Source organism: Streptomyces sp. NPDC001822 (assembly GCF_042892135.1).
In the GTDB taxonomy this organism is placed as follows: Bacteria; Actinomycetota; Actinomycetes; order Streptomycetales; family Streptomycetaceae; genus Streptomyces.
On sequence record NZ_JBIATW010000001.1, the window covers coordinates 321,531 to 341,714 of the forward strand.

The following is a 20,184-nucleotide window of genomic DNA, read 5'->3' on the forward strand; positions in this document are numbered from 1 at the left end:
GCCGCGTCGTCGTCCCTGAGGCGGCGATTCGGCGTACTGCTCCAGTAGTACGTACATCACTCCTGGGTCCTCCTCTCGACGGTATCCCTCCTGGCTCCAGGGCTCAGAAGTTCCGGCGGGAGGTGACGCCGTGCGGCCGCACCGTAGCACCAAGTATGTGAAACCTACGCAAATCGCCCCGGATCCCGTGATCCGCAGCGTGCGAGCCGGGAAAGCGGGGCGTCCTCAGGTGCTGAGCTGGAACTCGGCACGGATGCGCTTGCCCACGGGCACCCGCTCGGCGGTGAGACGGTCGCAGAGCGCGACCACGATCTCCATGCCGTGGCCGCCGAGGCGTCCGGGGTCGGGGGAGTAGAGGACCGGGAGCGCCGTGCTGGTGTCGTACACGGTGACGCTGATGCGCCGGGCGTTCCCCTCGAGCTCCAGCAGGTAGGGGCCGTGACTGTAGCGGTCCGCGTTGGTGATGAGCTCGCTGACCGCGAGCATCAGGTCGCTTCGCGTGTGCTCACCGACGACGGCGAGCCACTCCGCGACAAGTCGTGAGAGGAAGCGGTCGGCGAGGGCGCGGGCCTGCGCGATGCACCCCGGCTCACCGTCGAACACCTCGGCGGTGAGCAGAACCTCGGAGGACGGCGACTTCTGACAGGCGTCATCCGGCCGTGAAGTGGCCTGTTCGTTCATGTGCTCCAGCCAAGGCGCCGCAGGGGAGGTCGTGGACCTCTTCTCGCCGTTCGTCTACCCGCGTCGAGAGATCCCACTCCGGGGGATCCCTCCAGATCTTACGCACGCGGCGGCAGCCGTACCACGCTCACGAAGAAGTCGTCGATCTGGCGCACCGCGCCGATGAACTGCTCCAGGTCGACCGGCTTGGTGACATAGGCGTTGGCGTGCAGTTTGTAGCTGCGCAGGATGTCCTCCTCCGCCGAGGACGTGGTGAGCACCACAACGGGGATCAGCGCGAGTTCGGGGTCCGTCTTGATCCGCTCCAGTACCTGCCTGCCGTCGTACCTCGGCAGGTTGAGGTCGAGGAGCACCAGGTCCGGACGCGGGGCGTCGGCGTACTCGCCCTGGCGGTAGAGGAAGTCCAGCGCCTCCTGGCCGTCGCGCACCACGTGGAGGGTGTTGCGGATCTTGTTGTCCTCGAAGGCCTCGCGGGTCATGAGTTCGTCGCCGGGGTCGTCCTCGACGAGCAGGACCTCGATGGGCTTCACGGCATCGTTCACGGAGCGTCTCCCGACCGGGGGGTCAGTGCGGCGGGGGCCAGCAGTTCCGCCGTGGTGTGCGTGGGTGCCTCCGGAAGGACGGGCAGGGTGAAGTGGATCAGTGTGCCCTCGGAGGGTGCCGGGTCCAGCCAGATCCGGCCCCCGTGGAATTCGACGATCTTACGGCAGAGGGACAGTCCGATCCCGGTGCCCTCGTACTCGTCCCTGCCGTGCAGCCGCTGGAAGATGATGAACACCTTGTCGGCGAACTCCGGCGCGATGCCGATGCCGTTGTCGGCCACCGTGAGGTGCCAGTTCTCGTCCTCCCGCACGCACCCGACCGTGATCCTGCACGGCACGTCGGGCCTGCGGAACTTGACCGCGTTGCCGATGAGGTTCTGCCAGACCATGGTGAGGGACGTGGAGTCCCCGAGCAGTTCCGGCAGCGGGTCCTCGCGGACCACGGTGGCCCCGGACTCGTCGATGGCCAAGGTCAGGTTGGACATCGCCCGGTCCAGGGAGCTCCCCAGGTCCACGGGCTTCCAGGTCTGCTGCACCCTGCCCACCCGGGAGAACGTCAGCAGGTCGTTGATGAGCACCTGCATCCGCTTGGCGCCGTCGACCGCGAAGTCGATGTACTGCCTGGCACGGTCGTCCAGCTCGGCGCTGTAGCGCTTCTCCAGCAACTGGCAGAAGGACGCGACCTTGCGCAGCGGCTCCTGCAGGTCGTGGGAGGCGACGTAGGCGAACTGCTCCAGCTCGGAGTTGGACCGGCGCAGCTCCGCGGTCTGTTCGGCGAGCAGCGTCTCCCGCTCCTGGGACTCGTCCAGCTCGGCCACCAGGCGCCGGCGCATGTCCTCGGCAGCGGCGGCCACCGCCCTGACGTCCGACGGGCCGCTCACCTCGATCCTGTTCGAGAAGGCACCCGACCGCACACGGTTCGACGCGGCGGTCAGCGCGTGCAGCGGGCGGCCCACCACGCGGTGGAGCAGCAGGCTCAGGGACACGACGGCCAGCACGAAGCCGGCGAGGAGAGCGACGAGGACCCGATCGCGCGTCGTGCGCGCGTCACCGAGTTCGGCACGGGCCTTGTCGCGCGCCTCGTCCAGATGACCCTGCTGGGCCCTGTAGAGGACGCGCAGGGCGTCGAACTCCGCCTTGCTCCGCAGGATCGGGCCGGACGACGCAGCGGTCGGCCCGCTCGCGCGCACGGCGGCGATGAGCGGCTCCGCGTGCTGGGTACGCCATTCCCGGGCGGCCGCGGCGATCCGGTCCAGGTCCTCGGTGTACGGCTGCTGGTGGTCGACCAGTGCGCGGACCCTCGCCAGCCGCTCCCGCTCGGCCTGCCTGCCCGCCTTGTAGGGCTCCAGGAACGACGGGTCGCCGGTGAGCGCGTAACCGCGGACGCCGGTCTCCTGGTCGAGCAGCGAGTTCTGCAACTGGAAGGAGGAGGAGCGGGCCGGCTGGATGCGGTCCACCAGGTCCGTGGTCCGGTCGGAGATGCGGGAGAGGACGAGCCCGCCGATGACGAGGCACCCGCAGACCACCACCACGAAACCGGCGAGGATCAGATGGACCCAGTTCTGCACCGACAGCCGCGCTATCGGACCGGGCCGTGTCCCCGGCGCCTTGCCCTCGGTCATGAGGTGGCCCTCCAGCCCAGATGGAGCACGGCCACGTCGTCCGCCAGTCCGCCGTACGGTGCCGCGCCGGCGGTGGCCTCCGCGACCAGTGAGTCCACGAACGCGCGCGGTTCCAGTGCCCCGTTCTTCGAAGCCATCGCCAGAAGTCCTTCCTCGCCCAGTCGTGACTTGGGCCCCGTGCGCCCCTCGAACAGGCCGTCGGTGAACAGGACCAGCTCGCTGCCGTGCGCCAGTTCCAGCTCCGTGATCGTCCAGCGCCCCACGCCGGGCAGCAGTCCGAGTGCCATGCCCATGTCGGGCTCCACCCAGTCGACGTCCGTGCCGCGCCGCAGGAGCAGTCCGGGGTGGCCGGCGCGCGCGATGTACACACGGTCCCTGCTCGGCGGGAACACCAGCGTGGTCACCGTCGCGAAGACGTGGGGGTCCGAGCGCTCGGCGACGAGTATCTTCTCCAGCAGGCCGATCTTCTCCAGCTGGTTGACCCCGGTCAGCACGGCAGTACGCCACGCCACCCGGAGGCAGACCCCGAGCGCGGCCTCCGCGGCGCCGTGGCCCGACACGTCACCGATCACCGCGTGCACCGCACCGTCGGCGGTCTGCACCACGTCGTAGAAGTCACCGCTGAGGAGTCCGTGGGCGCGCCCCGCCTCGTAGCGGGCGGCTACCCGGAAGCCTTCGTCGTGCAGGACCGGAATCGGCAGCAGGGCGCGTTCGAGCCGGGCGTTCTCCTGCTCGATCAGCCTGCTGGTCCGCATGGCGGCGGCCGAGCGCTCGGCGTGCTTGCGCTGGAGGGCGTAGCGGACGGCGCGGCCGAGGGCCTCGGGGTCGATCCGGCCCTTCACGAGATAGTCCTGGGCGCCGTGCGCCACCGCGGACAGTCCGGTCCCCGACTCGGCCATCCCGGTCAGTACGACGATCGCCGCGTCGGGCGCCGACTCGACGAGCCGGCGGACCGCGTCCGGGCCGTTCACGTCCGGCAGGTGCAGGTCCAGCAGGACGCAGACCGGAGTGCGGCAGGCCATAAGGAACCGCCGGGCCTCGGCCAGCGTCTTGCACCAGGTGAGGGGGGCGTCCAGCTCGCTGTCGCTGAGCATCTCCTCGACGAGGAGCGCGTCACCCGCGTCGTCCTCGACCAGCAGGAGCGCCGCGTCGATGTCCCAGACGGACATGTCGGCAGGGGCCGACGTCCGCTGCTGCTCGGGGACCCGGCTGAGTTCCCCCACGCGCGCAGAGGTGTCCAACGGCTCGGTCACACTCCACCCCCTCCGACGTACGGCTCGGGACACCCACGGCCGTTTCGGCAGGAAGCATATGTGACTGAGGCCCGCCGTCAGGCCGGGCCTCAGTCATTCGGATACGTGCGCCCGGGATCAGGCTTCGACGCTCATGCCGGCCCGCAGCCGGGTCACGATCCGGCTCAGGAGGCGGGACACGTGCATCTGGGAGACGCCCAGTTCGGCGCCGATCTGGGCCTGGGTCATCTCCAGGCCGAAGCGCATCTGGACGATCCTGCGCTCACGGTCGTCCAGCTGCTGCAGCAGCGGCGCCAGTGTGTGCAGGTTCTCGACGCTCTCCATGGCCGGGTCGTCCTCGCCCAGCAGCTCGGCGTAGGCGCGCTGGTCGCTGCCCGACTCGCTGTCGGCACTCGGGGTGTCGAGCGATCCGGCCGAGTAGCCGTTGGCCGCGACCAGGCCCTCGATGATCTCCTCCTCCGAGAGGTCCAGGTGCGCGGCGAGTTCGGCGACCGCCGGGTCGCGGTCCAGCTTGCCCGACAGGAGCTCCTTGGCCTTGGCCAGCTCGACCCGCAGTTCCTGCAGTCGTCGCGGCACGTGCACGGACCAGGTGGTGTCCCGGAAGAAGCGCTTGATCTCACCCACGATGTACGGCACCGCGAACGTGGCGAACTCCACCTCGCGCGACAGGTCGAAGCGGTCGATCGCCTTGATCAGGCCGATGGTGCCGACCTGGATGATGTCCTCGGTGTCGTCCCCGCCCCGGTTGCGGAACCGCGAGGCGGCGAAGCGCACCAGTGAGAGATTCATCTCGATCAGGGTGTTGCGGGCGTACTGGTACTCGTGGGTCCCCTCCTCCAGGGACTGCAGCCGGTCGAAGAAGAGCTTCGACATCGCGCGCGCGTCCTGCGGGGCCACTTTGCCGGCGTCCTCGATCCACGGGAGAGCGGCCGCGCCGGAACCCTTGTCCGCCTCGTCGCACTGCGTCGCCGCCATGCCGATCGCTTCGGTGGTTCGCACTGCCGTCATGGTGTCGCCCTCCCTGGAACCCGATGTGGTGATCCGCGCATGCCCGGCTTCGCCGATCTCATGCCTGCCGATCACGAAGTTTTTCTCCGGCGCCCCACGTCCTCGGACCGTCCACGGCAGGTGCTGCCATCGAGCGGAGCGATTCTGTGTATTTCGAGGTGATTTGATCCGGCTGATTCGCGGCGGCGTGTGAGGAGCGCCTCATTCCGGGCACCAGTGGTGTTTCCGGAGAGCAGAAGGAGGGGCCGTGAGCGATATCGGCGCGGCAGGACAGAGGACGGTCACGACCAGGATTCCCGCGCGGCTGGACCGGCTGCCCTGGTCCCGGTGGCACTGGATGATCGTCATCGGGCTCGGCACCGTCTGGATCCTCGACGGGCTGGAGGTCACGGTCGTCGGGAACATCGCCAGCAGGCTCTCCGAGGAGGGGAGCGGACTGGCCATCAGCGGTGCCCAGGTCACCGGCATCGCCGCCGCGCTCTACGTCGCGGGCGCCTGCAGCGGAGCTCTGGTCTTCGGCTGGCTCACCGACCGCTTCGGCCGCAAGAAGCTGTTCCTCATCACCCTCGCCGTCTATCTGGCGGCGACCGCGCTCACCGCGGTCTCCTTCTCCGCCTGGTGGTTCTTCCTCTTCCGCTTCCTCACCGGTTTCGGCATCGGCGGGGAGTACGCGGCCATCAACTCGGCCATCGACGAACTGATCCCCAGCAAGTACCGCGGCCGGGTGGACCTGATCATCAACGGAAGTTTCTGGCTCGGGGCGGTGGCCGGTTCCCTGCTCTCCGTGGTGGCGCTGGACACCGACGTCTTCCCGAAGGACGTCGGCTGGCGGCTCACCTTCGCCCTCGGCGTCGTCCTCGGTCTCGTCATCCTCCTGGTGCGCCGCCACGTCCCCGAGAGCCCGCGCTGGATGTTCATCCACGGGCGCGACGAGGAGGCGGAGAAGCTCGTCGGGGCGGTGGAGCGCGAGGTCGAGGAGGAGACCGGGACGCGCCTGCCGCAGGCGGAACCCGCCATCACCGTCCGGCAGCGCACGAGCATCGGCTTCGGCCTCATCGCGCGTACGGTCTTCCGCTCCTATCCGAGGCGGGCGGTCCTCGGGCTCTCCCTCTTCGTCGGCCAGGCCTTCCTCTACAACGCCATCACCTTCGGGTTCGGCTCGATCCTGGTGACGTTCTTCGACGTGTCGAGCGGCACCACCGGCTACTACTTCGCGGTCATCGCGTTCTGCAACTTCCTGGGGCCGCTCCTCCTCGGCCGCCTCTTCGACACCGTCGGGCGCAAGCCGATGATCGCGGGGACCTACATCCTGTCCGGCCTGCTGCTGTTCGCGACGGCGGGACTGTTCGGGGCGGGACGGCTCACCGCCGTCACCATGACCGGCTGCTGGTGCCTCGTCCTGTTCGTCGCGTCCGCGGGAGCCAGCTCCGCCTACCTGACCGTCAGTGAGATCTTCCCCATGGAGACCCGGGCGATGGCCATCGCGTTCTTCTATGCCGTGGGCACGGCCGCCGGCGGCATCACGGGCCCGCTGGTCTTCGCCGACCTGACCGGCAGCGGCGTGGTGGGCGACACGGTCCTCGCGTTCTGTATCGGGGCCGCCCTCATGGTCGCCGCCGGACTGGTCGCCTCCTTCTTCGCGGTCGCGGCCGAGCAGAAGTCCCTGGAGGACATCGCGACCCCGCTGTCGGTCAGTGAGGGCAAGGGGTGACGGCCGAACGGAACAGGGTCCGACTCGTGGCAGACTTGACCGGGGCATTCGGCCCGTGGCGCGCCGGCCCCCACCGGCTCCCCGCCGGACCCCCTCCCCACCGAAGCCCCGCCGACGCCCGGCGGCGGCGCGAGTGACGAGTGACAGAGGAACGGCAATGACGGTGACAGAGGACAGCCCGGAGCTCGCTCCCGGTACCGACGAGTTCGGTCCCGGTGTCGACCCGGAGAGGCTGGCCGTCTGCCTGAGCGTGCTGGACGAGCTGAACACCATCGAGGTGGACCACCCCGACGCCGTCGCCGTGCGCCGGGCCACCGCGGGCATCTACCGCACCGTGAAGCAGCGCCGCCGCCAGGAGCGGCGTGCCGCGAAGACCGCGCACGACAAGGCCGTCACCGAGGCCACGGCGACCGGCTCCGCCGAACGCATCGACGACGAGACCCAGGGCGTCCTCCCGTCCTCCTCGGCCACCGCCGAGATCGCGGGCATCCTCCAGCGCCCGCGGTCCTGCTACATCTGCAAGACGCGCTACGTCGAGGTGGACGCCTTCTACCACCAGCTCTGCCAGTCGTGCGCCAAGGAGAACCGGGACCGGCGCGACGCGCGCACGGACCTCACGGGCCGGCGCGCCCTGCTCACCGGCGGCCGGGCGAAGATCGGGATGTACATCGCGCTGCGGCTGCTGCGCGACGGGGCGCACACCACCATCACCACGCGCTTCCCCAACGACGCGATCCGCCGCTTCAAGGCGATGCCCGACAGCGACGACTGGATCCACCGCCTGAAGATCGTCGGCATAGACCTGCGCGACCCGGCCCAGGTCGTCGCCCTCGCCGACTCGGTCGCCGCGGAGGGCCCGCTGGACATCCTGATCAACAACGCCGCGCAGACCGTGCGCCGCTCCCCGCAGGCGTACAGCGAACTGCTCGGTGCCGAGTCCGCGCCGCTGCCCCCGGGGGAGCTCCCCGCCGCCGAGGTCATCGGGACGTTCGGCAGCGGCACGGTCGACCGCGTGGCGGCGCTGCCCGCGGCGCGGCAGGAGAGCCAGGGGCTCAGCGCCCAGGACGTCACGGATCTCGCGCTGGTCACCGGGTCCGCCTCGCCGGCGCGCATCGCGGCCGGCACCGCGATCGACGCGGGTGGTCTGGTCCCTGACCTGCACGACACCAACAGCTGGATCCAGACCGTCGAGGAGGTCGAGCCGATCGAGCTCCTCGAGGTGCAGCTCTGCAACTCGACGGCGCCCTTCATCCTGATCAGCCGGCTGCGCCCGGCGATGGCCAGGACGGCGGCCAAGCGGGCCTACGTGGTCAACGTCTCCGCCATGGAAGGCGTGTTCAGCCGCGGTTACAAGGGCGCGGGCCACCCGCACACGAACATGGCCAAGGCGGCGCTGAACATGCTGACCCGGACCAGCGCCCAGGAGATGTTCGAGAAGGACCGCATCCTGATGACGGCCGTGGACACGGGCTGGATCACGGACGAGCGCCCGCACCCCGACAAGATGCGCCTCGCGGAGGAGGGCTTCCACGCCCCCCTCGACCTCGTCGACGGTGCGGCGCGGGTCTACGACCCGATCGTCCGCGGTGAAGAGGGCGAGGAGCTGTACGGCTGCTTCCTCAAGGACTACGCGCCCGCCGGCTGGTGACCTGAGGTCCCCACAGGCAACTCCGATCCCTGCCGGTCCTCCCGCCTTTCAGGCCCCTCCCGTGCCCTCGGTGTCCTCGACACCGCAGGTCACGCGGGTGTACGGGCAACACGGCGGCGCCCCGAGATTGCGGGGGCGCCGCTGTTCCTGTTGGCTGAAAGTGACCCAGGCCACACGTTCTGTCGAGCGGGATGCCGCTCATTTGGTTAGTCTGAGAGGAACGGACGCCACCAAGGAACCCACAAATCTTCCTCGGCCGTCCCGGGACAGGTCTTCAAGCAGTCCGACGTCCCGCCCCGTACCGGCGCCACCGCGACCGAACTGTTTCTGCCCCTGCCCTCAGAGGGCGGTCGACACGGTTCTCACAGCCGCAGCGTCGCCACCGCCCCGGGGATACGCGACACGAAGGAGTCCGCGGTGACACCTGAGATGACCAAGAGCGAGACGCGCCCGGCCGATTCGGCCCGGGAGCGGACCGGCCGGCCCGAGAAGCTCCGCAACATCGAGGTCTGGGCCCGGTCCGCCCCGATCAGGCTGGCCGGATACGAGGACGACCTCGCCGAGCCGCACATCCTGCCCGGCATCGACTGACCCTGTGGTCGCCCCGCACGGCGCTCGCTCCGGCCCCCGTCCTCGGACGGGGGCCGGAGCCCTGTCAGGCCGGCCCGTCGTCCGGCCGTAGCGGCAGCGGCCGGGCCATCGGCCGCATGAAGTCGCGCACGTAGGTCCGGTCCCACCAGCGCCCGGTGGCGCGCAGTTCCCGCCGGTCCGTGAAGCGGTAGTGGAAGACCCTGGCCCGGATGTGCGCCGGCGGCCCCTCCGGGAACGGGTTGTGGCCCAGGAGGCGCAGCGTGTCGCGGTCGCCCCGCAGCAGCCGCTCGACGAACGGCCCGAACCAGGGGCGCGCGTAGGCGGGGGAGAGCGCCGCGAACCACATCATCCAGTCGAGCCGCAGGTGGTACGGGGCGAACTGGCGAGGAAGCCTGCGCGGGTCGCCGGGCTTTCCGCGGAAGCCGTATTCCAGCCAGAGCGTCCCCTCGTGGACCACGGGCTCGCGGGTCCCCTCGACCACCACCTCCAGCCGCATCCTGCTGATGCTCCCGAAAGCCCCGTAGGTGTTGACCAGGTGCAGCGGGTCGAAGGACCGGTTCATCGCCTGGCGACGGGAGACGAGGTTGCGGGCCGGCCGGTAGCTGAGCAGTACGACGAGGGCGGTGACCCCGCACACCACCACCTCGTACCAGAGTGGTGGGGCGGCCTGCGCGGGAGGGGCGCCGGCGATCGGTGACCAGTCGACCGCCGCGAGGGCGAGCACGATCGTCAGCCAGTTCAGCCACGCGAAGTTCCCCGACAGGACCAGCCAGAGCTGGGTGACCACCATCAGGCCCGCGGCGCCGCCGGCCACCGGCTGGGGGGTGAACAGCAGGAACGGCACCACCAGTTGGGTCAGGTGGTTGGCCGCGGCCTCCGCCCGGTGTACCGGTCTCGGCAGCCGGTGGAAGAACCAGCTCAGCGGACCCGGCATGGGCTGGGTCTCGTGATGGAAATCCAGACAGGTCAGCCGTCGCCAGCACTCGTCGCCCCGGATCTTGATGAGTCCCGCCCCGAACTCCACCCGGAAGAGCAGCCAGCGCAGGAGCCAGAGGACCAGCACCGGTGCGGCCGTGCCCGCGTTGCCGAGGAACACGGCGAGGAAACCGGTCTCCAGCAGGAGCGATTCCCATCCGAAGCCGTACCAGACCTGGCCGACCTGGACGATCGACAGATACAGCACCCAGGGCACCGCCCACAGGGCCATCGCGGCGCCCAGGGGCAGATGCGCGTCCGCCCCGGCGAGCAGTGCGAGCGACACGGCGGCGCCCGTCCACGCCACCAGGGCGAAGAAGCGGTCGGAGTAGTGCAGCCGGAACAGCCCCGGAGCGGCCCGCCAGGACGTGCTCCGCAGGAGATCGGGCACGGGCAGCATGCCCCGGGAGCCGATCAGCGCCCGGAACTGAAGCGCGGCGGCGGCGAACGCGACCAGATACACGGCGGCCAGGGCACGCTGGAAGACCAGCCTGCTCAGCCAGTAGCCCTCGGCGGTGAACCACTCCATCGCGCCCAGTATCCGGCGCGCGCCCTTTCGTCAGGCGGCCGACACGGAGCGGCGCAGCACGTTTCCGAGCCGCCGCGCGTACCACCGCTGGGCGAGGGGCACGAGCGGGCCGGCGAGCCGTGCGTACCAGCGGGCGGGCCGCGAGAACGCCGTCACGGTGAACCAGACGGTGCCGTCGTCCGCGAGCTCCACGACGAAGCTCTCCTCGCCGCGTTCGGGGTGCCGCGCGCGGGTGCCGTAGGCGAAGCCGATGCGGTGGCTCTCGTACACCGCCCAGACGACCTCGCAGGGAGCGATGACGCGGAACCGTCCGACGCCCGCGGAGACGTCGACCAGGACTCCGGCCGCCGCCCTGGCCGCGGAGGCGTTCACGCCCGCTCCGGCGGCCCGGTGCATGCGCCACTCTGTGACGGTGGTTCCGGCGGCCTCGAACGCCGCCCTGCCGCTGCCGACGGGCGCTCTGTGGTGCAGGTGGTGGTACCCGCCGGGGAGGGGGCCGAGCCGGGTGGCTCCGACCTCGGGGTAGGTCAGGGTGCTCATGCGGTTCCGCCTTCCGTCCGGGTGAGGTCTGGGAGCCGGCGCCGGGCGAACGGGGCATGGAGCGTGAGCCCCAGCGCGTCACCGAACCGAATTGAACGCGTTCATTCGCTTCGCTGCCGAGCGTAGAGCTTGTTCTGAACTCGTTCAAGTGCCGCTCGGTCGAGGAATCGGGCAAATAATGGCAGAGTGGCGCATATGGATGATCGGGCGGGTGCCCTGTCACTCCCGGACGACTGGCCCGCCCACCCGGATCTCAGCCTCGCCCTGAACCGAATGGGCAGCTTCGACTGGGACCTCGACAGCGGCCTCATGCACATGGACGAGCCCGCCCTCGACGTGTTCGACCTGCGAGCCGACGAGTACGACGACGACCCGGCGACGCTCGGGCAGTGCATGCCGGCGGACGAGGCGATCCGGCTCGACGGAATGGTCTCCCAGGCGCTGAAGAGCGGCCGCAGCAACTACGGGGCGTACTTCCGCCGCAAACGCCGTGACGGAACCCTCTGCTGGACGCACACCCAGGGGTTCATCCGCCGGGACGGCACCGGCCGGCCCCGCCGGATCATCGGCATCATCCGCGACGCCACCCAGGAACTGGCCGAGTCCACCGCCCGGCGTACGGTCGACGAGGAGCGGCGGCGGCGGACCAGTCTCGTCGAGGGCACCACGGCCGCCCTGGCCCACGCACGGACGGTCAAGGACGTGACCGAGGTGCTGAAGAGCTCCCGGGGTCTCGCCAACCTGGGGGCCACCAGCCTCGTCATGGGCCTGCTGGAGTCCGGCCGGATCCACCTCGTGGCCGACGGCCCCGAGGGGGCGTTCGTGCAGGGCACCCGCTACACCCGGGTGGACGAGCCGTACCCGATGAGTGAGGTGATCCGCACCCTCACCCCCCGCTTCATCGAGAGCGCCGACGACTTCGCCACCTCGTACCCGATCCTCTGGCCGCACATCAGCCACCTCGGGATCACCGCCGCCGCGTACATGCCGCTGATCGCGCAGGCCCGCCCGATCGGGGCGCTCGGACTCCTCTACGGCGACAAGGCCGGATTCACGGCCGACGAGAGGAACCTGCTCGTCGCCCTCGGCAGCTCGATCGCCCAGAGCCTCCAGCGGGCCATGCTCTACGAGCAGGAGCACGACCTCGCGGAGGGCCTCCAGCAGGCGATGCTGCCGCGCCGCATCCCCGAGGTCCCGGGGGCCCAGGTCGCCGTCCGCTACCGCTCCGCCCGGCTGGGCCGCGACATCGGCGGCGACTGGTACGACATCATCGCGCTCCCCGGCGGCCGGGTCGGTGCCGTCATCGGCGACGTGCAGGGGCACGACACCCATGCGGCGGCCGTCATGGGCCAGCTCCGGATCGTGCTGCGCGCCTACGCCGCCGAGGGCCACAGCCCGGCCACGGTGATGGCGCGGGCCTCCGTCTTCCTCCACGAGCTGGACACCGATCGCTTCGCCACCTGCACCTACGCCGAGGCCGACCTGACCACCGGGGTGGTCCAGCTGGTCCGGGCCGGTCATGTCGACCCCGCTCTCAGGGACGTGGACGGCAGTTGCCGCAAACTGCCCGTGGACGGCGGGCTGCCGCTGGGGCTCTCCGCCGAGTTCGGGCGGCTCGAGTATCCGGTCAGCACCGTCGACCTGGACCCGGGCCAGACGATGATCCTCTACACCGACGGCATGGTGGAACTGCCGGGGACGGACCTCGACGACGGCATGCGGCTGCTCGCCTCCACCGTGGCCGACGGACCCGAGGACCTGCAGAAGCTGGCCGACCGGCTCTGCGAGGTCGTCGACGAGCGCGGCGGCGAGGACGACGTGGCGGTGCTGCTCCTGCGCCGCAACGCCGCCCACGCGCCGCACCCGGGCGGCCGGCTCCAGCAGCACGTGGCGCAGAACGACCCGGAGGCCCTCAGTTCCTGCCGCCACATGATCCGCGCCGCTGTGCGCGCCTGGGGCGCCAAGGAGCGCGCGGACGAGGTCGAACTCGCCGCCGACGAGCTGATCACCAACGCGCTGATGCACACCGACGGCGGCGCCATCGTCACCATCCGCGTGCTCACCGGACCCGAACGGCGGCTCAGGGTCGACGTCGAGGACCGCTCCAGTGCGCTGCCGCGCCGCCGGGACGCGGGGGAGTCCGGGGTCTCGGGCCGCGGCCTCATGCTCGTCGACCGGCTGGCCGATGTCTGGGGAGTGGAGTCCCGGGGCAATGGCAAGTGCGTGTGGTGCGAATTCCTCATCGAGGGGCACCGGTAGCGCTGTCGTCCGGGCGCCGAAAGACTGTAACAGTACGTAACATGCTCATGCTTGACCGTAACCGACCTGTAGGGATTGACTTCGATCCCGACGTTCCGCTGTCGACGACGCGAGGCCCCGTTGAGTACCGAGCTCCTGGCACCTCTTGATCTGGCTTTCTGGCACCTCGAAACCGACGCCCATCCGATGCACCTCGGCGCTCTGGCCGTGTTCGAGCCGGCCCCCGGCGCACGACCGCGGGAGCTGCTCGAACTGCTCGGGACCCGAGCTGCCGCCATCCCCCGGCTGCGCATGCGGGTGCGCGATGTCCTGCTGCCCGTCGGGGGCGCCGCGTGGTTCACCGACAAGGACTTCGACGTGCACCGGCACGTCAAGCGGATCGTGCTCAGCGGGGACGACTTCATGCCGCAGGCGACGCGGCTCGCCGGTGAGCTCATGGAACAGCCGCTGGAACGGGGCCTGCCGCCCTGGCAGATGTACCTGCTGGACAGTGTGGGCGACGGCCCGTTCGCCGTGCTCGTCAAGCTGCACCACGCCCTCGCCGACGGCATGCGGGCCGTCGCCATCGGCGCGGGCATCTTCGACCAGATCGCGTCCGCCGCGGCAGGCCGGGGCGCGGTCCGGCGCCGGCACCACCCCGTGCCGCCCCGCTCGTGGCTGCCCGGTCCGCAGGAGGCCGCGGGGATCGCCCTGGACAGGCTCGGCGACGTACGCCGGGCACTGGGCGTCGGGGCCTCCGTCGTCCGGGCCAGCAGGCTCGACCTCCGCGGGTCCACGGCCCTGACCGCGCGCTCCAGCGGCACGCGCCGCCTGGCCACGGCCGAGCTCGACGCCGACACCGTGCAGCGCGTCCGCCGCACCGAGGGCGGCACGGCCAACGACGTCCTGCTCGCCCTGGTCGCCGGCGCGCTCCGCCGCTGGATGCTGGAACGCGGCGAGGCACTCCCGGGCGTGGATCCGCGCGCGCTCGTGCCCGTGTCGCGGCGCCGGCCGGGTGGTGCCGCGACGGGCAATCGGCTCTCCGCCTATCTCCTGGGGCTTCCCGTCGGGGAACCCGACCCCCGTGAGCGGCTGCGGCTCGTACGCACGGGCATGGACCGCAACAAGGCGGCCGGGCCCCTGCGCGGGGCGGGCGCGGTCGCCGTGCTGGCCGATCAGCTGCCCGCGCTGGCCCACCGGTTCGGAGCGCCGCTCGCCGGGAACGCGGCCCGGATGCTCTTCGACGTCCTCGTCACCAGCGTGCCGCTGCCCCGGTCGGCCCTCTCGCTCGGGGGCTGCCCCCTGCGCGCCGTCTACCCCATGGCGCCGCTGGCCCGTGGCCAGTCGCTCGCCGTCGCGCTCTCCACCTACGGCGGCCGGGTACAGGTCGGACTCGTGGCCGACGGCAAGGCGCTCCCCGACCTCGACCGGCTGGCCGCCGCGGTGCACGAGGAACTCCGCGTACTGCAGGCGCTCCTGCCTACGGTGCCCGCTCCCGCCTGACCGCCTGACCGCCTGGCGCCGCGGCTCCCGGCTCGCGCCCGCCCCGTCCGCCGGGACGCCGCCGTACGCGACACGGCCCGCGGGGCGACGGACGGTCCGGTGGGCGTCCGCCCGCCCGTTGCGGCAGGCTGGAGGCATGCCCGAACTGCCGGAAGTCGAAGCCCTGCGGGACTTCCTGGACGACCACCTGGTCGGCAAGGAGATCGCCCGTGTCCTCCCGCTCGCGATCAGCGTCCTGAAGACCTACGACCCGCCGACGACGGACCTGGAGGGATCCACCGTCACCTCCGTGACCCGGCACGGCAAGTTCCTCGACATCGCGGCCGGGCCCCTCCACCTGCTCATCCACCTCGCGCGTGCCGGCTGGTTGCAGTGGAAGGACGGATTCTCCGCCACTCCGCCACGGCCGGGCAAGGGACCGCTCGCGCTGCGCGTGCAGCTTGCCGGGGGCGACGGGTTCGACCTGACGGAGATGGGCACCACCAAGCGCCTCGCCGTCCACTTGGTACGCGACCCCGCCGACGTCCCCGGCGTCGCACGGCTCGGCCCCGACCCGCTCGCGGACTCCTTCGACCGGGACGCGTTCGCGGTGGTGCTCGGCGGCCGGCGCCGGCAGCTCAAGGGAGCCCTGCGCGACCAGTCGCTGATCGCGGGCATCGGCAACGCCTACAGCGACGAGATCCTGCACGTCGCGAAGATGTCGCCCTTCGGACTCACCACGTCCCTCGGCGAGGACGACATCACCCACCTCTACCACGCGATGCGCACCACGCTCCAGGAGGCCGTCGAACGCTCCCGGGGCGTCGCGGCCGGCCGGCTCAAGGCCGAGAAGAAGGGCAGCATGCGCGTCCACGGCCGCACCGGCCTGCCCTGCCCCGTCTGCGGCGACACCGTGCTGGAGGTGTCGTTCAGCGACTCCTCGCTGCAGTACTGCCCCACCTGTCAGACCGGGGGGAAACCCCTCGCGGACCGCAGGCTCTCGCGGCTGCTCAAGTAGCCCGCCCGGTCAGCTCCGCCGGCGCACGCGCCCCGGCCACCGGGACCCGCGCGCGACGGCCGGGGCGCGTGCGGCCCCGCCCGGCATCCGGTACGAGTAGGCCACCAGCCGGTCCACCACCTCGTCGAACTCGCGCAGCTGGACCGCACACACGGAACACCGCGTCAGGTGCTCCTCGAAACGAAAGGCGTCGGCAGCCCCGAGCACCCCGAGTGCGTAGGCTCCGGCGTCGCGGTGGGAGTCGATGGCGCGCATGCACTCAGGTACGCGACGGGACCGGAAATCATTCAAGCCGTCGCACCCGGACACCACGTGCCGTCGCACCCGGACAGCACGTGGTGCCCGCCCTGCGGATCACGGCTCCGGCACCGGAGGGCGCGAGCCGGGTGCGATGCGGACAAGAGGCCCTAAACTCCGGCCTCATGCTGCGCGTACTCGCCGTCGACGACGAAGAACCCGCCCTGGAGGAACTCCTCTACCTCCTGCGCGCCGACCCCCGCATCCGCAGCGCCGAGGGTGCCACCGGCGCGACCGAGGCGCTGCGCCGCATCGGCGGCGCCGTCGACGCCGGACCGGACGACCCCTCGGCTATCGACGTCGTGTTCCTCGACATCCACATGGCGGGTCTGACCGGACTCGACGTGGCCCAGCTCCTGGCCGGTTTCGCGGCGCCCCCGCTCATCGTCTTCGTCACCGCGCACGAGGGCTTCGCCGTGCACGCCTTCGACCTCAAGGCGGTCGACTACGTCCTCAAGCCGGTCCGTCGCGAGCGGCTCGCCGAAGCCGTACGCCGCGTCGCCGAACAGGTCGGCGAACGCTCCGCCCCCGTCCATGACACCGCGGCCGACCAGATCGCGGTGGAACTCGGGGGAGTCATCCGCTTCGTGCCCGTCGACGACATCGCGTACGCCGAAGCGCAGGGCGACTACGCCCGGCTGCACACCGCCACGGGCAGCCACCTCGTCCGTATACCGCTCACCACCCTCGAGGAGCGCTGGCGCTCCCGGGGCTTCGTCCGCATCCACCGCCGCCACCTCGTGGCACTGAACCGCATCGACGAACTCCGGCTCGACGCGGGCAGCATGAGCGTCCGCGTCGGGGCTGCCGAGCTCGCCGTCAGCCGTCGCCACAGCCGCGCCCTGCGCGACCTCCTCATGCGGCAGACCGGCCGCTGACCTGGCCCTACCCGGACCCGGCCCCTTCCCAGCCGGCCCCCGTGCCGCCTACACTCCGGGCCCATGTCCGCAGAGAGCACGCCCCGGCGCGAGGTGGTCACGGGCGAGCCCCGGCGGGTGCGTCCGCTGCCCCGCTACCGCGCACAGTCGGAGATCGACGAGCACACGGCGCTCGGCGGCGCCTACGTGCGGTCGCTGATGCGCAGCCAGCTGCGGGCCGGACTCAGCGCCTTCGCCGTGCTCGCGCTCGTCGCCGGAACCCTGCCGCTCGTCTTCGAGGCGCTGCACAGCAACACCGTCGTCTGGGCGGTGCTCGGATTCGCCACCTACCCGCCCCTGACCCTGGCCGCCTGGTGGTACGTCCGCCGGGCGGAGCGCAACGAGCGCGACTTCGCCCGGCTCGTGGAAGGCCGCCCCGCACCGTGAGCGCCCCCGGGCACCCCGCGGCGGTGGCCGCTGTCGCCCTCGTCGTCCTGGCCACCGTCCTCGTGGGCGGCTTCGGGCTGCGGATCTCCCGCACGACCTCGGACTTCTACGTCGCCTCGCGGACCGTGCGGCCGCGCCTCAACGCCGCGGCGATCAGCGGAGAGTACCTCTCCGCCGCCTCCTTCCTCGGCATCGCGGGCCTGGTCCTCGTGCACGGCCCCGACATGCTCTGGTACCCGGTCGGCTACACCGCCGGCTATCTGGTCCTGCTGGTCTTCGTCGCGGCGCCGCTGCGCCGCTCGGGTGCGTACACCCTGCCCGACTTCGCGGAGGGGCGGCTCGAATCGCGCCAGGTCCGCCGGCTGGTGAGCGTCTTCGTCGTGGGCGCGGGCTGGGTGTACCTGGTGCCGCAGCTCCAGGGCGCCGGACTCACCCTCAAGACCCTCACGGGGGCGCCCGGCTGGCTCGGCGACGTGCTCGTCGCCTCGGTCGTCGTGATCGCCGTCGCGGCCGGGGGCATGCGGTCGATCACCTTCGTGCAGGTCTTCCAGTACTGGCTGAAGCTCACCGCGCTCCTGGTGCCCGCGATCTTCCTCGTACTCGCCTGGCAGGGCGACGGCCGTCCCCCTGTGACCTTCGACGAGCAGATCTCCGTCTTCCGGGCCGACCATCCGCTCTACGCGACGTACGGGCTGATCGTGGCGACCTTCCTCGGCACGATGGGGCTGCCCCACGTCGTCGTCCGCTTCTACACCAGCCCCAACGGCCGCGACGCCCGCCGCACCACCGTCGCCGTACTCGCCCTGGTCGGCCTGTTCTACCTGCTGCCCCCCGTCTACGGGGCCCTGGGGCGGCTGTACGCGCCCGAGCTCCTGCACGGCGGGGACGCCGACGCCGCCGTGCTGCTTCTGCCCGCCCGGGTCATCGGCGGGCTCGGCGGCGACCTGCTCGGCGCGCTCCTGGCGGGCGGGGCGTTCGCGGCGTTCCTGTCCACGGCCTCCGGACTCACCATGGCTGTCGCCGGAGTGATCACCCAGGACGTCCTGCCCTCCCGGGGGGTGCGTCACTTCCGGCTCGCCACCGTCCTGGCCATCGCGGTCCCACTGGCGGGCTCGCTGCTGGTCAGCCGGGTGCCGGTGGCCGACGCCGTGGGCATGGCCTTCGCCGTGTCCGCCTCCTCCTTCTGCCCGTTGCTCGTCCTCGGCATCTGGTGGCGGCGCCTCACCCCGCCCGGCGCCATCGCCGGACTGCTGCTCGGGGGCGGCTCCGCGCTGGTCTCGGTGGCCATCACCGTCAGCGGCGCGGTGCGCCCGCCCGGCTGGCCGCACGCCCTGCTGGCCTGGCCGGCCGTGTGGTCCGTACCGGTCGGCTTCCTCGCGATGGTCCTCGTCTCCCTCGCCACGCCGGGGCGCATACCGCCGGGCACCAACGCCGCCATGACCCGCTTCCACCTGCCCGAGACGCTGACCTCGGGACGCGGCCGGTGACCGGGGCCGGGGTCGCCGTCATCGCGGTGCTCGCGCTGCTCCTGTTCGGCACGGGATTCCTGCTGGGCCGTACCGCCCGCCCCGTGCGCACCAGCGACGTGGGCACGCCCGTCGAACACGCGACCTTCGAGACGCTGCACACCGCGTCCCTCGCCGCGCCCCCGCTGCGCGCCGGGCTCACGGAGGAGAGTGCGCGCCGCTCCGCCCGGGGACTGCGCTCACTGCTGGGCACCGACGCCCTCTGCATGACCGACCGCGACCGGGTGCTCGTGTGGGACGGGGAGGGCGAGCACCACGGCAAGGACGTGATGCACCACGTCGAGGCCCTGCTGGCCAGCGGCCGCGACACCGCCTTCCACACCGACTGCGGTGACGTCGACTGCCCTCTGCGCTGGGCCGTCGCCGTGCCCCTGACGGTCGACCACCGCGTCCTCGGCACCCTCGTGGCCTACGCGCCCCGGGAGTCGGCGGTACTCGCCCGAGCTGCGGGAGAGGTGGCCCGCTGGGTCTGCGTACAGCTGGAACTCGCCGAGCTCGACCGGTCGCGCACGCAGCTCATCGAGGCGGAGATCAAGGCGCTGCGTGCCCAGATCTCTCCGCACTTCATCTTCAACTCGCTGGCGGCCATCGCCTCGTTCGTCCGCACCGATCCGGAGAAGGCGCGTGAACTCCTCCTGGAGTTCGCCGACTTCACGCGCTACTCGTTCCGCAGGCACGGTGACTTCACCACCCTGGCCGACGAGCTGCACTCCATCGACCAGTACCTCGCCCTGGTCCGGGCCCGGTTCGGCGACCGGCTGTCCGTCACCCTCCAGGTCGCCCCCGAGGTGCTTCCCGTCGCGCTGCCCTTCCTGTGCCTCCAGCCGCTGGTGGAGAACGCGGTCAAGCACGGACTGGAGGGGGCCGTCACCCACCCGCGGGCGATCGGCGCGATCCGTGCCGCGGACGCTCCGATCCGCATCACGATCAGCGCGCTGGACGCGGGCGCCGAGGCCGAGGTGGTCATCGAGGACGACGGGGCGGGGATGGATCCGGAGCGGCTGCGGAAGATCCTGCGCGGCGAGGGCGGCACATCCAGCGGAGTCGGCCTGCTCAACGTGGACGAGCGGCTGCGTCAGGTGTACGGCGACGACTACGGGCTCGTCATCGAGACGGGCGTCGGCGCCGGCATGAGGATCACGCTGCGACTGCCCAAGTACCGCGCGGGCGTGCACGGTTCGTGATCCGTCGGTTGGCCGGTCCCCGGGCCTGTCCGGCG

Annotated in this window: 18 protein-coding genes; 10 read left to right on the top strand and 8 right to left on the bottom strand. The window is 71.4% G+C overall.

Annotation, left to right across the window (positions count from 1 at the left end):
* Nucleotides 1-225 precede the first annotated feature (225 nt).
* The 5 genes from ACFYY2_RS01465 to ACFYY2_RS01485 form a co-directional block, all read right to left on the bottom strand.
* Nucleotides 226-681: an ATP-binding protein gene (locus ACFYY2_RS01465; protein WP_388735464.1), complete on the bottom strand. Its 456-nt coding sequence runs from the start codon at nucleotides 679-681 to the stop codon at nucleotides 226-228.
* A gap of 98 nt (nucleotides 682-779) precedes the next feature.
* Complete coding sequence (locus tag ACFYY2_RS01470; protein WP_327112058.1) at nucleotides 780-1,223, bottom strand: response regulator; 444 nt, start codon at nucleotides 1,221-1,223, stop codon at nucleotides 780-782.
* A complete protein-coding gene (locus ACFYY2_RS01475) occupies nucleotides 1,220-2,845 on the bottom strand; it encodes a CHASE3 domain-containing protein (RefSeq protein ID WP_388735466.1) in 1,626 nt (541 codons plus the stop codon). Before ACFYY2_RS01475 ends, ACFYY2_RS01470 begins: the two co-directional genes overlap by 4 nt.
* A complete protein-coding gene (locus ACFYY2_RS01480) occupies nucleotides 2,842-4,014 on the bottom strand; it encodes a PP2C family protein-serine/threonine phosphatase (RefSeq protein WP_388736792.1) in 1,173 nt (390 codons plus the stop codon). The genes ACFYY2_RS01475 and ACFYY2_RS01480 overlap by 4 nt, the downstream gene beginning before the upstream one ends.
* A 201-nt stretch (nucleotides 4,015-4,215) precedes the next feature.
* A complete protein-coding gene (locus tag ACFYY2_RS01485; protein ID WP_388736795.1) occupies nucleotides 4,216-5,073 on the bottom strand; it encodes an RNA polymerase sigma factor SigF in 858 nt (285 codons plus the stop codon).
* Between the two features lie 280 nt (nucleotides 5,074-5,353).
* Between ACFYY2_RS01485 and ACFYY2_RS01490 the strand changes: the two genes are divergently transcribed.
* The 3 genes from ACFYY2_RS01490 (at nucleotide 5,354) to ACFYY2_RS01500 (ending at nucleotide 9,056) form a co-directional block, all read left to right on the top strand.
* On the top strand, nucleotides 5,354-6,817 hold the full coding sequence (locus tag ACFYY2_RS01490) for an MFS transporter (protein ID WP_388735469.1): 1,464 nt from the start codon (nucleotides 5,354-5,356) through the stop codon (nucleotides 6,815-6,817).
* Between the two features lie 157 nt (nucleotides 6,818-6,974).
* A complete protein-coding gene (locus ACFYY2_RS01495; RefSeq protein WP_388735471.1) occupies nucleotides 6,975-8,465 on the top strand; it encodes an SDR family NAD(P)-dependent oxidoreductase in 1,491 nt (496 codons plus the stop codon).
* A gap of 417 nt (nucleotides 8,466-8,882) precedes the next feature.
* The gene (locus tag ACFYY2_RS01500; RefSeq protein ID WP_388736840.1) at nucleotides 8,883-9,056 is read left to right on the top strand and encodes a hypothetical protein; all 174 of its coding nucleotides are present in this window, start codon (nucleotides 8,883-8,885) and stop codon (nucleotides 9,054-9,056) included.
* Nucleotides 9,057-9,120: 64 nt separating this feature from the next.
* Here the strand turns inward: ACFYY2_RS01500 and ACFYY2_RS01505 are convergent, their stop codons facing one another.
* Both ACFYY2_RS01505 and ACFYY2_RS01510 read right to left on the bottom strand, forming a co-directional pair.
* Nucleotides 9,121-10,560 carry a lipase maturation factor family protein gene (locus ACFYY2_RS01505; protein WP_388735473.1) on the bottom strand — a complete coding sequence of 480 codons (1,440 nt, stop codon included), beginning with the start codon at nucleotides 10,558-10,560 and terminating at the stop codon, nucleotides 9,121-9,123.
* A 30-nt stretch (nucleotides 10,561-10,590) separates the two neighbouring features.
* Nucleotides 10,591-11,100: a DUF1990 family protein gene (locus tag ACFYY2_RS01510; RefSeq protein ID WP_388735476.1), complete on the bottom strand. Its 510-nt coding sequence runs from the start codon at nucleotides 11,098-11,100 to the stop codon at nucleotides 10,591-10,593.
* 195 nt (nucleotides 11,101-11,295) lie between these two features.
* Between ACFYY2_RS01510 and ACFYY2_RS01515 the strand changes: the two genes are divergently transcribed.
* The 3 genes from ACFYY2_RS01515 to ACFYY2_RS01525 all read left to right on the top strand — a co-directional run bounded on the left by ACFYY2_RS01515 (nucleotide 11,296) and on the right by ACFYY2_RS01525 (nucleotide 15,838).
* The gene (locus ACFYY2_RS01515; protein ID WP_388735478.1) at nucleotides 11,296-13,359 is read left to right on the top strand and encodes a SpoIIE family protein phosphatase; all 2,064 of its coding nucleotides are present in this window, start codon (nucleotides 11,296-11,298) and stop codon (nucleotides 13,357-13,359) included.
* A 120-nt stretch (nucleotides 13,360-13,479) separates the two neighbouring features.
* Nucleotides 13,480-14,841 carry a wax ester/triacylglycerol synthase family O-acyltransferase gene (locus ACFYY2_RS01520; protein ID WP_388735480.1) on the top strand — a complete coding sequence of 454 codons (1,362 nt, stop codon included), beginning with the start codon at nucleotides 13,480-13,482 and terminating at the stop codon, nucleotides 14,839-14,841.
* A 136-nt stretch (nucleotides 14,842-14,977) separates the two neighbouring features.
* Nucleotides 14,978-15,838 carry an Fpg/Nei family DNA glycosylase gene (locus ACFYY2_RS01525; RefSeq protein ID WP_388735483.1) on the top strand — a complete coding sequence of 287 codons (861 nt, stop codon included), beginning with the start codon at nucleotides 14,978-14,980 and terminating at the stop codon, nucleotides 15,836-15,838.
* Nucleotides 15,839-15,847: 9 nt separating this feature from the next.
* Here the strand turns inward: ACFYY2_RS01525 and ACFYY2_RS01530 are convergent, their stop codons facing one another.
* A complete protein-coding gene (locus ACFYY2_RS01530) occupies nucleotides 15,848-16,093 on the bottom strand; it encodes a zf-HC2 domain-containing protein (protein ID WP_388735486.1) in 246 nt (81 codons plus the stop codon).
* A gap of 167 nt (nucleotides 16,094-16,260) precedes the next feature.
* Here ACFYY2_RS01530 and ACFYY2_RS01535 point away from each other — a divergent pair, with 167 nt between their 5' ends.
* The 4 genes from ACFYY2_RS01535 (at nucleotide 16,261) to ACFYY2_RS01550 (ending at nucleotide 20,149) form a co-directional block, all read left to right on the top strand.
* A complete protein-coding gene (locus ACFYY2_RS01535) occupies nucleotides 16,261-17,013 on the top strand; it encodes a LytR/AlgR family response regulator transcription factor (RefSeq protein ID WP_388735488.1) in 753 nt (250 codons plus the stop codon).
* A gap of 63 nt (nucleotides 17,014-17,076) precedes the next feature.
* On the top strand, nucleotides 17,077-17,439 hold the full coding sequence (locus ACFYY2_RS01540) for a hypothetical protein (RefSeq protein WP_388735491.1): 363 nt from the start codon (nucleotides 17,077-17,079) through the stop codon (nucleotides 17,437-17,439).
* Nucleotides 17,436-18,926: a cation acetate symporter gene (locus ACFYY2_RS01545; protein WP_388735493.1), complete on the top strand. Its 1,491-nt coding sequence runs from the start codon at nucleotides 17,436-17,438 to the stop codon at nucleotides 18,924-18,926. Before ACFYY2_RS01540 ends, ACFYY2_RS01545 begins: the two co-directional genes overlap by 4 nt.
* Complete coding sequence (locus ACFYY2_RS01550) at nucleotides 18,923-20,149, top strand: sensor histidine kinase (RefSeq protein ID WP_388735495.1); 1,227 nt, start codon at nucleotides 18,923-18,925, stop codon at nucleotides 20,147-20,149. Before ACFYY2_RS01545 ends, ACFYY2_RS01550 begins: the two co-directional genes overlap by 4 nt.
* Nucleotides 20,150-20,184 lie beyond the last annotated feature (35 nt).